General features: G+C 63.0%; 13 protein-coding genes. 4 read left to right on the plus strand and 9 right to left on the minus strand.

Annotation, left to right across the window (positions count from 1 at the left end; all coding sequences use genetic code 11):
• Positions 1-14: 14 nt before the first annotated feature.
• From PRJ_RS15055 to PRJ_RS15065, 3 genes are all read right to left on the minus strand, one after another.
• Positions 15-986, minus strand: a complete 972-nt coding sequence (locus PRJ_RS15055) for a biotin-dependent carboxyltransferase family protein (RefSeq protein ID WP_014861077.1) — start codon at positions 984-986, stop codon at positions 15-17.
• On the minus strand, positions 983-1,870 hold the full coding sequence (locus tag PRJ_RS15060; RefSeq protein WP_049586156.1) for an allophanate hydrolase subunit 1: 888 nt from the start codon (positions 1,868-1,870) through the stop codon (positions 983-985). Before PRJ_RS15060 ends, PRJ_RS15055 begins: the two co-directional genes overlap by 4 nt.
• Positions 1,871-1,962: 92 nt before the next feature.
• Entirely contained in the window at positions 1,963-2,721 is a 759-nt protein-coding gene (locus PRJ_RS15065; RefSeq protein WP_104961831.1) for a 5-oxoprolinase subunit PxpA, read from the minus strand.
• Between the two features lie 120 nt (positions 2,722-2,841).
• Here PRJ_RS15065 and PRJ_RS15070 point away from each other — a divergent pair, with 120 nt between their 5' ends.
• The 4 genes from PRJ_RS15070 to PRJ_RS15085 all read left to right on the plus strand — a co-directional run bounded on the left by PRJ_RS15070 (position 2,842) and on the right by PRJ_RS15085 (position 7,531).
• Positions 2,842-3,759: a LysR family transcriptional regulator gene (locus tag PRJ_RS15070; RefSeq protein WP_010953821.1), complete on the plus strand. Its 918-nt coding sequence runs from the start codon at positions 2,842-2,844 to the stop codon at positions 3,757-3,759.
• A 191-nt stretch (positions 3,760-3,950) separates the two neighbouring features.
• Entirely contained in the window at positions 3,951-6,017 is a 2,067-nt protein-coding gene (gene treS / locus PRJ_RS15075) for a maltose alpha-D-glucosyltransferase (RefSeq protein ID WP_104961832.1), read from the plus strand.
• Between the two features lie 173 nt (positions 6,018-6,190).
• Complete coding sequence (locus PRJ_RS15080) at positions 6,191-6,820, plus strand: riboflavin synthase subunit alpha (RefSeq protein ID WP_104961833.1); 630 nt, start codon at positions 6,191-6,193, stop codon at positions 6,818-6,820.
• A gap of 9 nt (positions 6,821-6,829) precedes the next feature.
• Positions 6,830-7,531, plus strand: coding sequence for a YoaK family protein (locus tag PRJ_RS15085; protein WP_104961834.1), 702 nt, complete (start codon positions 6,830-6,832; stop codon positions 7,529-7,531).
• Here the strand turns inward: PRJ_RS15085 and proP are convergent, their stop codons facing one another.
• The 6 genes from proP to glaH form a co-directional block, all read right to left on the minus strand.
• Complete coding sequence (proP, locus tag PRJ_RS15090) at positions 7,532-9,034, minus strand: glycine betaine/L-proline transporter ProP (RefSeq protein ID WP_104961835.1); 1,503 nt, start codon at positions 9,032-9,034, stop codon at positions 7,532-7,534.
• A 158-nt stretch (positions 9,035-9,192) separates the two neighbouring features.
• Positions 9,193-10,167 carry a porphobilinogen synthase gene (gene hemB / locus PRJ_RS15095; RefSeq protein ID WP_020192985.1) on the minus strand — a complete coding sequence of 325 codons (975 nt, stop codon included), beginning with the start codon at positions 10,165-10,167 and terminating at the stop codon, positions 9,193-9,195.
• Positions 10,168-10,328: 161 nt separating this feature from the next.
• Positions 10,329-11,222 carry a PA4780 family RIO1-like protein kinase gene (locus PRJ_RS15100; RefSeq protein WP_019437052.1) on the minus strand — a complete coding sequence of 298 codons (894 nt, stop codon included), beginning with the start codon at positions 11,220-11,222 and terminating at the stop codon, positions 10,329-10,331.
• A gap of 87 nt (positions 11,223-11,309) precedes the next feature.
• Positions 11,310-12,701, minus strand: a complete 1,392-nt coding sequence (gene gabP / locus PRJ_RS15105) for a GABA permease (protein WP_104961836.1) — start codon at positions 12,699-12,701, stop codon at positions 11,310-11,312.
• 151 nt (positions 12,702-12,852) lie between these two features.
• Complete coding sequence (lhgO, locus tag PRJ_RS15110) at positions 12,853-14,103, minus strand: L-2-hydroxyglutarate oxidase (RefSeq protein WP_104961837.1); 1,251 nt, start codon at positions 14,101-14,103, stop codon at positions 12,853-12,855.
• Between the two features lie 114 nt (positions 14,104-14,217).
• Positions 14,218-15,195 carry a glutarate dioxygenase GlaH gene (gene glaH, locus PRJ_RS15115; protein WP_010953811.1) on the minus strand — a complete coding sequence of 326 codons (978 nt, stop codon included), beginning with the start codon at positions 15,193-15,195 and terminating at the stop codon, positions 14,218-14,220.
• Between the last annotated feature and the right edge of the window lie 177 nt (positions 15,196-15,372).

Genomic DNA, 15,372 nt, shown 5'->3' on the forward strand with positions numbered 1-15,372 from the left:
CGAAAACATCATGCTCAACTGAAGAGCCTGGCCAGGCAGGCCAGCTTCTTCTTGTACGAACGCCGCGCCTCCAGTGCCTGCTCCAGGCTCACCGGCAGGAACCGCGCCTGCTGGTTGGGCTGCATCTGCCCGATCAGGTCGAGGTCGGCACTGATCACCGTGCCGATCATGGCGTAGCCGCCCCCCGACACTGCATCGCGATGCAGGATGATCGGTTCCAACCCTGCCGGCACCTGGATCGATCCGATCGGGTAGCAGCTGTCGACGATATTGGACGGGTCCGACCCCGCACCGAACGGCTGCTCGCGCGGTTGGAAACTCAAGGCGCTGCCGCCTTTGTAGCGATAACCGATACGGTCCGCTTCGGAGCCAACGGTCCAGGCGTCGGTGAAGAAACGTTGCGCTGCAGCTTCGGTCAGGCGGTGGAAGTACAGCCCAGGCACCACCCGCAACACCACCTCGCCCCCCAGGGCCTGACGCAGGGCCATGGGCAAACTTGCACCGGCACGGGTCTTGCCGCTGGGCACGCCGACCGGCAGCAGGTCGCCCGCCATCAGTTTGCGCCCATGAAAGCCACCCAACGCGCCCAGCGCGTAGGTGGACCGGCTACCCAGTACCTCGGGCACATCGATGCCTCCGGCCACTGCCAGGTAGGCCCGGGCGCCCGCTGTTGGAAAGCCGAAACGCAACACTTGCCCGGCCCGCACGGCAAACGCAGTGTCCGGGCGCTGCTCGCGACCATCGAGCAACGCTGGCATCTGCGCACCGCACACAGCGACCAGTGCGTCCTGCTGGAACTCCAGCTCCGGCCCCACCAGCGCACACTCCAGGCCCGCAGCGCCGGCCGGGTTGCCCACCAGGTGATTGGCTGCGCTCAAGGCGTACTGGTCGAGTGCGCCGGACGGTGGGATACCCAGGTGGTAGTAACCTTCGCGGCCCAGGTCCTGTACAGAAGTGGCCAGCCCCGGTTTGAGTACCTTGATCATGCCAGCACCTCCTGCAACGATTTGGGGTAGCCGACCGGGTCGGCGAGGAAGGCGTCCAGGGAAAACGCCACCGGGCGAATGCGCAGGTCGAAGCAGCCATCCTCCACTTCCGCCACCGCCTGGTCGTAGGTGCGGCGGTCGATAGGCTTGAACTGCACGATGTCACCCGGGCGGAAGAACACCATGTGCTCTTTCAGGTAATTCAAGGTCTGCTGCGGGTCGTAGATCGGTGCCGGGGTGACGCCGAACATCTGGTAGCCCCCCGCCCCGCGCACCGAGTAGATGCAACCAAAGCAGCCGCCATGGCCCAGGGTGAGCTTGGGCGTGTCGGTACGGGGGCGCAGGTACTTGGGCACCTGCAGCTGCCGCTCGCGCTCGACCATCTGGAACATGAACGGCAGGCCGGCGACAAAGCCGACCATCGACACGAACCATGGCGCGCCGCTGTGGGCAGCGATGAATGCCTCGACATCGGCCAGGCCGTTGATGCGCGCGGCGTACTCCAGGTCAGTGCTGGTCGGGTCCTGGTGGCGATCCCGAAAGCGCATCAGGGTTTCATGGGTCCAGGGGTCGTTGTACAGCACCGGGATCTCGATGATCCGCGTCTGCAACGAACGCTCGGCCACCGCCTGCGCTTCGGCGCCGCGCACGGCTTCGAGCAGTGCCTCGGGGGCGATACGGTCCGGGTCGAAGCGGACCTGGAACGACGCATTGGCCAGGCACACATCAAGCACGCCATCCAGGGCCATGCGCTCCACCGCACGGGTGACGGCCATACCCTTGAAAAAGGCCTCCAGCGACATGCTTTCGCTGACTTCGGCAAACAGGTGCTCGTCGGCGCCGAAGCTGTAACGGATCGGGGTTGTAGCAAGCGGTTCGGCCATGACAGTTCCTTTTCTTGGAATCTTTATAGAAAGGCAGGCGAAAACAAGATGCACGGGCTCCGGCGTGTCGGTTTGCCGGATGCCTGACGGGTTCAGCGCGGTGCCCGCACCACGATGCCGGCCGCATCCAGTGCCCTGCGCGTGGCCTCGACCAGGTCCAGCGCGCCCGGGGTGTCACTGTGCAGGCAAATGGAATCGAATTCGATCGCCAGGTCCTGGCCTTCGACCGTGCGCACCACGCCTTGCCGGCAAGCACGCAGCACCCGCTCGGCGACGGCTTGGGGCTCGTAGCCACGCACATTGCGGGTAAACACGATCGACCCGCTCAGGTCGTACTCGCGGTCGGCATAGAACTCGCGAATCACCGGCTGCCCCATTTCCTGGGCAATGCGGCAGATCACCGAACCTGGCATGCAGAACAGCAGCAGTTCCGGCTCGATCACCCGCAGGTTTTCCACCAGCAAGCGCGCGGCTTCTTCGTCACGCGCCAGGTGCATGTACAACGCCCCGTGCGGTTTGATGTGCTGCAGACGCACGCCCTGGGCACGGGCGATTTCACGCAGCGCGCCCAATTGATAGAGCATGTCGTCCACCAGTTCCTGCGCCGAGGCATTGATATGCCGGCGGCCAAAGCCGACCAGGTCACGGAACCCCGGGTGTGCCCCCACAGCAACGCCCAGTGCCTTGGCGCGCTCGACGGTGCGGCGCATAGTGCCGGGGTCACCGGCATGGAAACCGGTGGCGATGTTGGCGCTGCTGATGTAGCCCATCAGTTCGTGATCGACGCCGTCGCCAATAGTCCACGGGCCAAAGCCCTCACCCATGTCCGAGTTGAAATCCACTGCTTGCATGACCGCGTCTCCTGGCACTTGTGACTGCATGCAAGCCACGTTAGATTCTCCGCACCCCCTTGGGAAGATCTATAAACAGATGGGGTACCTTCTGAAAAACAGATACCCCGGGAGCCTACCGTGTCACTCACCCTGCGCCAGGTCCGCTACTTCGTTGCCACCGCTGAAATCGGCCAGATCTCCCAAGCGGCGATCCACCTGAACATCTCCCAGTCGGCAGTCACCACGGCCATCAAGGAGCTGGAAGCGATGCTCGGCGTGCTGTTGTTCCAGCGCTCGGCCCAAGGCATGAGCCTGACCGAAGCCGGCCGCCACTTCTTGAACCGTGCCTACGTCATCCTGCGCAGTGTCGACGATGCGTTGAACAGCCCGCTACCGGACGTGCGTGCCAGTGGCCTGTTGCGCCTGGCGGCGAGTTACACGGTGATCGGCTACTTCCTGCCACACCACTTGCAGCGCCTGGAGCACTGGCATCCGGGCGTGACCCTGGAGCTTTACGAGCAGGAGCGCAGCGCCATCGAGCAAGGCCTGCTGGAGGGGCGTTTCGACATGGCGGTGGTGCTCACCGCCAACCTCACTCACCCCGACATCGTCTCGGAAACCCTGTTCAACTCCGAGCGCCGGCTGTGGCTGCCCGGGCATCACCCACTGTGCGAGCGATCGGCCGTGAGCCTGGCCGAGGTGGCCTGTGAGCCGTTCATCCTTTTGACCGTGGATGAGGCCGAGCAAAGTGCCATGCGCTACTGGGAGCAGGCCGGGCAAAGGCCAAGCGTAAGGGTGCGGACCAGCTCGGTGGAGGCCGTGCGCAGCATGGTCGCCAATGGCAGCGGTGTGGCGATCCTGTCGGACCTGGTGCACCGGCCGTGGTCGCTGGAGGGCAAGCGCATCGAGACGGTGACCATCAGCGACCCGGTCACGCCGATGAGCGTGGGGTTGGCCTGGCACCGGGAACGGGCATTCAGCCCGGCGATGCAGGCGGTGCGCAATTACTTCCATGATGCGTTTCTGGCACCGCAGCAGTTGTCGGCCCGGCGCTGATCCTGCCTTTGCAGGCCCGGCCTCTTCGCGGGCGCGCCCGCTCCCACAGGTGCAGCGCAAATCTTCAGCGGTATGGCAGCCTGTGGGAGCGGGCAAGCCCGCGAAGAAACCAACACCCATCTCGAGCCGAACGTTCACGCCGCAATGCCGTCATAATCTGAGCCGGTGCCGACACGCAAAGAGGACGCGAAATGACCCAGCCCGACCCGTCATACGTCAAATGGCTCGAAGACCGCGCCATGCTCAAGGCCTCCCAGGCGCGTGCCAGCCTGTACTCAGGCCAGTCGCGACTGTGGCAACACCCCTATGCCGAGGCCCAGCCCCGCCGCGCCACCGAAATCGCCTCGGTGTGGCTGACCGTCTACCCCGACGCCATCATCGCGCCCGAGGGTTGCTCGGTGCTCGGTGCCCTGGCCCACGAAGCGTTGTGGAAGCGCCTGTCGGAGATCGGCGTACAGGGCCTGCACACGGGCCCGATCAAACTGTCCGGTGGCATCCGCGGCCGCGAACTCACCCCCAGCGTGGACGGCAACTTCGACCGCATCAGCTTCGACATCGACCCACTGTACGGCAGCGAGCAGGAACTGATCCAGATGAGCCGCATGGCCGCTGCGCACAATGCCGTGACCATCGACGACCTGATCCCCTCGCACACCGGCAAGGGCGCCGACTTCCGCCTGGCCGAGCTCGCCCATGGCCCCTACCCGGGGCTGTACCACATGGTCGAGATCCGCGAAGAAGACTGGGCGCTGCTGCCCGAGGTGCCCGCCGGGCGCGATGCGGTCAATCTGCTGCCAGCGCAGTGTGACGAGCTGAAGGCGCGCCATTACATCGTTGGCCAGTTGCAACGGGTAATCTTCTTCGAGCCGGGCGTGAAGGAAACCGACTGGAGCGCCACGCCGCCGATCACAGGCGTCGACGGCAAGACCCGCCGCTGGGTGTACCTGCATTACTTCAAGGAAGGCCAGCCCTCGCTGAACTGGCTGGACCCTACCTTCGCCGCCCAACAAATGATCATTGGTGACGCGCTGCACGCGCTGGACTGCCTGGGTGCACGCGGCCTGCGCCTGGACGCCAACGGCTTTCTCGGCGTGGAAACCCGCGCCAGTGGCACCGCCTGGTCAGAAAGCCACCCGCTGTCGCTCGTCGGCAACCAGCTGATCGGTGGCATGATCCGCAAGGCCGGTGGTTTCAGCTTCCAGGAGCTGAACCTGACCCTCGATGACATTGCGCAGATGTCCAAGGGTGGTGCCGACCTGTCCTACGATTTCATTACCCGGCCGGCCTACCAGCATGCGCTGCTGACGGGCGACACCGAGTTCCTGCGCCTGATGCTCAAGGAGATGCACGCCTTCGGCATCGACCCGGCCTCGCTGATCCATGCCCTGCAAAACCATGACGAGCTGACCGTGGAGCTGGTGCACTTCTGGACACTGCACGCGCACGACATGTACCTGTACAAGGGCCAGACCCTGCCTGGCAGCATCCTGCGCGAACATATTCGCGAAGAGATCTACGAACGGCTGTCGGGGGAACATGCGCCGTACAACCTGCGCTTCGTGACCAACGGCATTGCCTGCACCACCGCCAGCCTGATCGCTGCTGCACTGGGTATTCGCGACCTCGAACAGATTGGCGTAGCGGATATCGAACTGATCAAGAAGGTGCACCTGCTGCTGGTCATGTACAACGCCATGCAGCCGGGGGTGGTCGCCTTGTCCGGCTGGGACCTGGTCGGCGCCCTGCCCTTGCCCGCCGAAGCGGTTGCCGAACGCATGCTCGATGGCGATACCCGCTGGATTCACCGGGGCGGCTATGACCTGGCCGGGCTTGACCCACAGGCAGAGGCTTCTGTGCGGGGCATGCCGCGTGCCCGGGCGCTGTACGGCAGCCTGGACAGGCAGCTGGACGAGAGTGATTCATTTGCCTGCAAGGTGAAGAAACTGCTGGCTGTGCGCCAGGCCTACGGCATCGCCACCAGCCGTCAGGTGCTGGTACCTGAGGTGAGCAGCCCGGGGCTGCTGGTGATGGTGCATGAGTTGCCAGCCGGGCGCGGTATCCAGATCACTGCGCTGAACTTCGGCCAGGACGCGATTGCCGAGGAACTGCTGTTGACCGGGTTCACACCTGGGCCGGTGGTCGACATGATCAACGAGACGGTCGAAGGCGATTTGACCGAGGACGGGCGCCTGATGGTGAACCTGGATCCGTACGAGGCGCTGTGCCTGCGGATCGTCAACAGCAGCGGGCATGTTTGAATCTGCAGTGGCCCTGCCGTCGGCAAACCGGTTTCGCCCACAAGCACGCCGCCTGCCCCGCGCAGGCGCCAGACTCGCAAGCCGGCTTGCCAGCCAGCAAGCCTGGTCTTGCATTTACTGCGCTACGGGCATAGCGTTCGGAAGTTTTCTTTTCCGTGCCCAGGAGCAACTCCATGTACACCGGCATCGTCCAGGCCGTCCGCCCTCTGCTTGATGTGACCACCTACCCGGGCCACAACCAGTTCACCATCGACCTCACCCCGGAACTGCTCGACGAGCTGAAAATCGGTGCCAGCGTCAGTGTCGAAGGTACCTGCCTGTCCGTGACCGAAATCGACGGCAGCCAGGTCAGGTTCGACGCCATGACCGCTACCCTCGAACGCACCAATCTGAGCAGCTTCACGCCTGGCCGGAGCGTGAACATCGAACGTTCGGCGAAGATGAACGCCGAAGTCGGCGGCCACCTGATGGCCGGCCACATCGCCACCACCGCCGAGATCGTCGAGCTGTCGATCAAGGAAACCGGCGCCTTCATCAAGTTCCGCATGCCGCCGCAATGGGGCAAGTACGTGTTCCCGCGTGGTTTCATCGGGGTCAATGGCTGCAGCCTGACGGTCGCTGACGTGGAGGACAACGTGATCACCATCAACCTGATCCCGGAAACCCTGCGGCAGACCACCTTCGCCAGCTACCACCCAGGTGAGCTGCTCAACATCGAGGTCGACCATCAGACCATGGTGCTGGTCGATGTGGTAGAGCGCACCATCAAAGGTACCCTGGCCCGCGAAAACCTGCTGCCCTGAGGCCTGCACATGCTCCCTAACGCCCTCCCCGCGCGCACAGCCAGGCGTTTGCGCCTGCAGGTAATGCGTGGTCGCGTCGGCCTCGGCCTGGTCGCCGCCCTGTCGGTGCTGGCCGGCATGACCGATGCCATCGGCTTGCTGGCACTGGGCGATTTCGTGTCGTTCATGAGTGGTAACACCACACGCCTGGCGGTGGCCATCAGTGAAGCAGACCTGGCCCTTGTGCTACGCCTCAGTGGCGCGGTACTGGGCTTTGTCGCGGGCAATGCGCTGGGTGTGCTCCTGGCTCACGGATTGCGCCGTCGAGCCTGGCCGGTGTTGTTGGTGGTTGCCGCACTGCTGGCTTTCGCGGCAGCGTGGCCGCTGCCGGCCACCTTCCCTGCGCTGTTGGCGGCAACGCTGGCCATGGGCATGATCAATGCGGTAGTCGAGCAGGTGAATGGCCTGCCCATTGGCCTGACTTACGTAACGGGCGCCCTGTCGCGTTTCGGCCGCGGCCTGGGGCGTTGGCTGCTGGGCGAGCGGCGCAACGGCTGGCGGGTGCAGTTGGTGCCTTGGGCCGGCATGTTGCTGGGCGCCGCGCTCGGCGCCTGGTTGCAACAACACCTGGGCCTGCAGGCGCTGGCCGGCAGCTGTGCGCTGGCCTGCGTGCTGGCGCTGATATCGCGGTTCATTCCGCGGTCCTGGCAGCGTGGCTACATGCCGCGCTGATCATTCGATACGCGGGTGCTGCAGTGCCAGTTTCTCGCGCTTGGCTTCCAGCTCGGCGATCTGCGCATCGATGTCCTCGATCTTCTGCTCGATGTTGTCGTGGTGCTCCTGCAGCAGTTCACGCGCCTCTTCGATGTCCGATGCCGCGGATGCCGCGCCGCGCAGGGGCTTGTTGGCGGTTTCCTTCATGGTCAGGCCGGTGACCAGGCCGACAGCAGCGATCACCATCAGGTAATAGGCCGGCATGTACAGGTCGTTTGTGGTCTCCACCAGCCACGCAGCGAGGGTTGGGGTAAGGCCGGCGATCAGCACCGAGATGTTGAAGGCGCTGGCCAGGGCGCTGTAACGGATGTGCGTAGGGAACATGGCCGGCAGCGTCGAGGCCATCACGCCGATGAAGAAGTTCAGCAGCACGGCAATGATCAGCAGGCCGGCGAAAATAAGCCCAAGCACCCCACTGTTGATCAGCATGAATGCCGGAATGGCCAAGGCCAGCAGGCCGACACTGCCGACAATGATGAACGGCCGTCGGCCAAACTTGTCGCTGAGCAGGCCGATGATCGGCTGCACGAACAGCATGCCGACCATGATCGCGATGATGATCAGCACGCCATGGTCTTCGCTGTAGTGCAGGTTGTGCGACAGGTAGCTGGGCATGTAGGTAAGCAGCATGTAGTAGGTGACGTTGGTGGCAATTACCACGCCGATGCAGGTCACCAGGCTGCGCCAGTGCTGGGTGGCCACCTCCTTGAACGACACCTTGGGCCCGGACGCCAGGCCTTCACGATCGCCCTGCTCCAGCTTGTCGACGTGCTGCTGGAACGCAGGTGTTTCTTCCAGCGCATGGCGCAGGTAAAGGCCGATGATGCCCAGCGGCAGGGCCAGGAAGAACGGCAGGCGCCAGCCCCAGTCGAGGAATTTTTCTTCACCCAGCACCGTGGAAATGAGCACCACCACCCCTGCGCCCAGGACAAAGCCGGCAATCGAACCGAAATCCAGCCAGCTGCCGAGAAAGCCGCGCTTGCGGTCAGGCGCGTACTCGGCAACGAAGATCGAGGCACCGGTGTATTCGCCACCCACCGAAAAGCCCTGGGCCATCTTGGCCAGCAGCAACAGGATCGGCGCCCAGATACCAATGCTTGCATAGGACGGTATCAGGCCGATGGCGAAGGTGCTCAGGGACATGATCACGATGGTTGCGGCAAGGATCTTCTGCCGCCCGAACCTGTCGCCCAAGGCGCCGAAGAACAACCCGCCAAGAGGCCGGATCAGGAACGGTACCGAGAAGGTGGCCAAGGCCGCGATCATTTGCACGCTGGGGTCGGCGTTGGGGAAAAACACCTTGCCCAAGGCATAAGCGACGAAGCCATATACCCCAAAGTCGAACCACTCCATGGCGTTGCCCAGCGCGGCGGCTGTGATCGCCTTCTTCATCTTGGCGTCGTCGACGATGGTGATGTCCTTCAGGCCGATTGGCTGGACGCTTTTCTTGCGAGGTTTCATACCCGTATCCCTGTCGATGAATGCTCTAAGGGATCAGATACAACAGGACACTAAATAATTCAGCGCTTACTGTTTTTTTGTGCGTTTGCGGCACCACCCAACGGCGCACAAAGAAAAGCCGCTGCAATGGCAGCGGCTTTCATGACCAAGACCTGGCTTCAGATACCTTCGCGCGCCAGGTCCATGGCGAAGTAGGTCAGGATCAGGTCGGCACCGGCACGCTTGATTGCGCCAATGCTTTCGCGCACCACCCGGCCTTCGTCGATGGCACCGGCCAGCCCGCCGAACTTGATCATCGCATACTCGCCACTCACCTGGTACGCCGCCAGTGGCAGGCGCGAAGCGGCGCGGATGTCGGCGATCACATCAAGATAGGCACCGGCCGGCTTGACCATCAGCACGTCCGCCCCTTCCTGCTCGTCGAGCAGCGACTCACGCACCGCTTCGCGGCGGTTCATCGGGTTCATCTGGTAGCTTTTGCGGTCGCCCTTCAGTGCGGTGCCGCCGGCCTCACGGAACGGGCCATACAACGACGAGGCGAACTTGGTCGAGTAGGCCATGATCGCGGTGTCGTGGAAGCCAGCACCGTCCAAGGCACTGCGGATAGCCTGCACCTGGCCGTCCATCGCCGCCGAGGGGGCAATGAAGTCGGCACCGGCAGCAGCGGCGATGACTGCCTGCCTGCCCAGGTTGGCCAGGGTGGCATCGTTGTCCACGCCATGGTCATGCAGCACGCCGCAGTGGCCGTGGCTGGTGTATTCGCAAAAGCAGGTGTCGGACATCACCACCATTTCCGGCACGGTGTCCTTGCAGATACGCGACATGCGCGCAACCAGGCCGTTTTCGTTCCAGGTGTCGCTGCCATCGGCATCCAGGTGGTGCGATACGCCAAAGGTCATCACCGACTTGATGCCGGCGCGGGCATAGCGCTCGATTTCCTGGGCCAACAGCTTCTCGGGGATACGGTTGACACCGGGCATGCTGGTGATCGGCACGAAATCATCGATGCCCTCTTCGACGAAGATCGGCAGGATCAGGTCTTCAAGGCGGAACTCGGTTTCCTGGAAGATCGTGCGCAGGGACTCGTTCTGCCGCAGGCGGCGGGGACGAACGGACGGGAATTGGTTGGACATGACAGCTCCAGGGAATTTGAACGGCGTATACCTTATGCCTGTCGCGCGCCAGTGAAAAGGCTAAATGACGAGATTGTGTCTTGCGTCAATGGCAACGGCCGGGGTTTGCCTGTGTTGGCCTCTTCGCGGGTAAACCCGCGAAGAGGCGGTACAGGAATAAACTACTGCAGCCAGGGCGGCGTTACCTCCTCTGCCTTGGCCGGCCCATGCTCGGCCTCGGCGCGTGCTGCACGGCGGCGAGCGTCGTCCATCCGGGCGGCGTCGATCTCGCGCATCACCCCGGTTACGTCAGCTTCATGTTCGTCATCCTCGAACACCCCGGTCAACGGGCTGTCGGGCAGCAACTCGCCGGCCTCGTACAACGCCCACATCTCCTGCGCATAGCGGGTGCTTTTCAGCTCCGGGGCAAAGCGCCCGAAATAATGGGCCATGTTGTCCACATCGCGCTGCAGCATGCTGAAGGCGTGGTTGTTGGCGGCTGCATCCACTGCCTGCGGCAGGTCGATGATCACCGGCCCGTCCGGGCCGAGCAGCACGTTGAACTCGGACAGGTCGCCATGCACCATTCCGGCGCACAGCATCAGCACGACCTGGCGAATGACGAAGGCGTGGAACGCGCGGGCATCCTCCGCTTCGAGGTGTACGTCGTTCAGCCGTGGGGCCGCATCGCCATCGGCATCGGTGACCAGCTCCATCAGGAGCACGCCGTCCTGGAAGTCATAAGGCTTGGGCACCCTCACACCTGCGGCGGCCAAACGGAACAGCGCTGCCACTTCGGCGTTCTGCCAGGCATCTTCGGCTTCTTTGCGGCCGTACTTGCTGCCCTTGGCCATGGCCCGGGCCTGACGGCTGTTGCGTACCTTGCGGCCCTCCTGGTATTCGGCGGCCTGGCGGAAACTGCGCTTGTTGGCTTCTTTATAGACCTTGGCGCAGCGTACCTCGCTGCCACAGCGCACCACGTACACAGCGGCTTCCTTGCCACTCATCAACGGCCGTAGTACTTCGTCGACAAGGCCGTCTTCGATCAACGGTTCGATTCTTTTAGGTGTCTTCATCAGGCTGCGTTCAGGGTCCTGGCTTTGTTGGCGGACATCCTCTCACAGCCTGATGCGACTTGCTCGTCTGTCTTCAGGCCGGACGAATCAGGCGCCCTGCCCTACGCCAGCCACGGCCCCGCCGCGCGCCCGGCGCCGGGTCACCAGCACCCCCGAGCACACCACCAACACCGCCAGCACCATCGTCGAGACCACTTCCAGGCGATGATCCGGGCGGAACAGCATCAATACCAGTACGCCGCTGATGAACAGGATCACGCCCCAGGTCAGCCACGGGAACAGCCACATGCGGTAACCCAGTGTCTTGCCCTGTGCCGTCAGGCGCTGGCGCAGGCGCAGCTGGGAAATGGCGATGACCAGATACACCAGTAAGGCAATGGCGCCGGAGCTTGCCATGAGGAAGCCAAACACCTTGGCCGGCACCAGGTAGTTGGCGATCACCGCCAGGAATGCAGCCCCCGTCGACAACAAGACTGCCACCACGGGTGTACCACTGCGGCTGGTTATCTGGGCACAGGCCGGGGCATCACCCCGGCGGCTAAGCGAATAGACCATGCGCGAGGCGGTGTACAGCGACGAGTTGAGGCAGCTGGTCACCGACGTCAGCACCACGAAGTCGATGATGGCCTTGGCATTTGGCACGCCGAGGGTGTCCAGCACCGTGACATAAGAGCCTTCGGTCGCCAGGCGTGGGTCGGTCCACGGTACCAGTGCGATGACGATGAAGATCGACAGGATGTAGAACAGCGTTATCCGCCAGATCACCGAATTGGTAGCCTTGGAAATATGCTTGCCCGCCTCGTCGGATTCAGCCGCAGCAATGGTCACCACCTCGGCCCCGAGGAACGAGAACATGGTGATCAGCATCGCGCTCAGCACCGCACCAAAGCCGTTGGGCATGAAGCCCCCCGTATCCCACAAGCGCGAGACGCCGCTGACGCCGGTCCCCGGCAACAGGCCGAAAATGGCGCAAACACCCAGGGCGATGAAGCTGACGATGGCCACCACCTTGACCAGTGCCAGCCAAAACTCGAACTCACCGTAATTCTTCACGCTGAACAGGTTGGTGGCCGTCAGCAGCAACGTGATCACCAACGACAACACCCAGATCTCCAGCTGCGGGACCCAGGAGTTGATGATGGTAGCGGCGATATTGGCCTCGATCGGAATGATCAGCACCCAGAACCACCAGTACAGCCAACCGATGGTGTAACCGGCCCATTTGCCGATGGCGAGGTCAGCGTAGGTTGAGAACGAGCCGGTGTCCGGGGAGGCAACCGCCATTTCGGCCAGCATGCGCATCACCAGCACCACCAGGCCGCCCGCCAGGATATAGGCCAGGATGGTGGCAGGCCCCGCTTCGGCGATGGCGCGGCCAGAGCCGACAAACAGCCCGGCGCCGATCACGCCGGCAATGGACAGCATGGTGACATGCCGTGATTTCAATCCATGACTCAAATTGTTCTTGTGGGTTTGCATGGCGCTACCTTGTTGTTTTTGTCATGCCCACGCAGGGGCCGCCGGCTGCACGTCACCGACGCAGGCGCGAAAAAGCCCGCCCTGCCCTGAATGGTGAGCAGGGCAGTACGGGTTGAGTAAAACGAAACCGCAGAAGGTGTTACCGGGGGGGTCAGCTGGCGGCCCTCTGGTTGGCCGACCGGTCGGCCTTGGGGAAGCTGCCGCCCTGCAGGCCAACCTGCTCGCACACTTTCTCGACGATGTAGGCGCCGATCGGTATGGCCGAGGTCGCGGCTGGCGACGGTGCGTTGCACACGTTGACACTGCGCGCGGTGTTGACGAACAGGAAATCGTCGATCAGCTTGCCGTCGCGCGACACCGCCTGGGCACGCACGCCGGCCGGGTAAGGCGTGAGGTCGGCTTTGGTTATGCTCGGGCAGTACTTCTGCACCTGCTTGAGGTACCCACCCTTGAACAGCGAGTTCTTCATCTCGATCAGGCCCGGGCGGAAGTTCTTCGCCAGCACCTTGAGGATGCCGGGCGTGGTCAGGGTCTGGAACAGGTCGCTGGGGCTGACATCGGTCTTGCGGTAGCCCTCGCGCTTCATCGCCAGCACAGCGTTGGGGCCTACGGTGACGGTGCCATCGATCATGCGGGTCAGGTGCACCCCCAGGAAGGGCATCGACGGGTCGGGAATCGGGTAGATCAGGTGGTTGACGATCTGATTGTGCTGCTTGGGCAGCAGGTAGTATTCGCCACGGAACGGGCAGATCACGAACTCGGTACGCAGCCCGAGCATGCTCACCACGCGGTCGGCCATCAGCCCCGAGCAGGTCACCAGGAAACGGCTGCGCAGTTCATCACGCTGAGTGCGCACGATCACCTCATTTGCCTGTTCCTGCAGGCCGACCACTTCTGCGCCATAGCGGATTTCGCCACCGGCACGCTGGAACTCAGCGGCCATCGCAGCCGTCACCTGGGCGTAATTGACGATACCGCTGGACGGCACGAAGATGCCCCCCATACCGACGATGTTGGGCTCACGCTCGCGCAACTCGTCAGCCGACAGCCAGTAGCGTTCCAGGCCATTGGCCGCCGTCCGCTCCCACAGCGCCTTCATGCGCTGCATTTCCAGATCGTTGGTGGCGACCAGCAGCTTGCCGCACTCATCGAAGCGAATGCCGTGCTGGGTGCAGAAGGCTTTGGTCGCCTTGTTGCCTTCCAGGCAGAAGCGCGCCTTGAGGCTGCCGGGGGTGTAATACACACCGGCGTGGATCACGCCGCTGTTATGGCCGGTCTGATGGCGGGCCGGGCCAGACTCTTTCTCCAGCAGGAGCATCTTCGCGTCCGGATAGACCTTGATCAGGTGCATGGCCGTGGACATGCCCACAATCCCGCCGCCAATAATGATGAAATCGTACACAGCCTTACCTCACACGCAGGCATTGCCTGGCAGGCTCACCAAAGCCCGCACGGGACCTGGTGGCATAGTTTTGTGCAAAAACGCGTGGGCGGGCGCCCGCCCCGCGCCCTGTCATTATTGCCCGCGCTGGTACAGCGGCTTGGGGAAGGCGACGTAACCACGCTGGCGCATCAGTTCGCGGCGCAGGCCCTCGTGCGGGGTGAAGCGATCGCGGCCATGCAGCCAGAACAGGTTGTTGATCAGCAGGAAACTGCCTACGCCTACCGGTACCGAGACCTTCTTGCCGCTGCCTTCCAGCGACTCGGACAAGGCGTTCAGCCAGATACCTTCCTCGTAGTTTTCCGGCTGCACGAACTGGTCAATGTAGCGCATGGTCGGCCGGCCTTCGGCATCGGTGTCAAATACCGAATGGAACACATCTTCGGCAACCTTTTTGCTCGGCGGTGCGGTCCAGCGCATTTCGCGGCGGGCCAGAGGGTGACGGAAGAACGCCTCGCACTGCTCCCAGTCGTCCAGGTGCAGCAGCAGCGAGTTGCCGCCTTCCATGTTCTTTTCGTCGATCTTCAGCATCAGCACGTAGTCGGTGATCTGGTTCACGAACGTGCCGTCGTTGTGCAGCTCCATGACCCGGTGCGGCTGGCGCAGGTAGCTGTCGGAGTTGTCGCTGTTGACCACCACGAAGCGCGCATAGAACTGGCCACTCATGGCGTCATAGTTGGAACGGCCGATCAGGTGAGCGCAGGCGGTGGTGAACTTGACCATGTCCTCGGCCTGGCTCACGTCATCCAGGCCGATCGGGGTGATCAGCATGCCGCCTGTGGCGCGGTCGAGGATGGTGTTGAGCAGCACCGGGCGCAGCGTGCCCTGGCACAGCTCGTCAAGGATTTCGCCTACACGAAAACGCAGGAACGACTTGTACTCCAATGCCTGCACCGGCCATTGGGCAACGGCCTGCACGAACGCTTCGACGGTTTCCCGGGCAAAGGTCAGTTCAAGCAGGCGCGGCGACTGTTTCGAAGGGGCGATGGTATAGCCCTGCGGTTCGAGAGGCAGTGGCATGACAAGTTCGTCGATCTGCGTAAAGGCGTTCATGGCAGTGTCCTGGCTAAAAAAGTAGATGGCGCCGTCCGGTCATGACCTGGATCAGTGCGGGCGAGGTAAAAATATCGCCACTAACTGAAAATGTCTACATTTTTATGTTTCAACGACACTGCCCGCGTTTGTCCATTGTTTTTCGTCAGCAGAGGGTTTCGGTATGATCGGCAAAAC

It is taken from the genome of Pseudomonas sp. XWY-1 (genome assembly GCF_002953115.1).
GTDB lineage: Bacteria > Pseudomonadota > Gammaproteobacteria > Pseudomonadales > Pseudomonadaceae > Aquipseudomonas > Aquipseudomonas alloputida.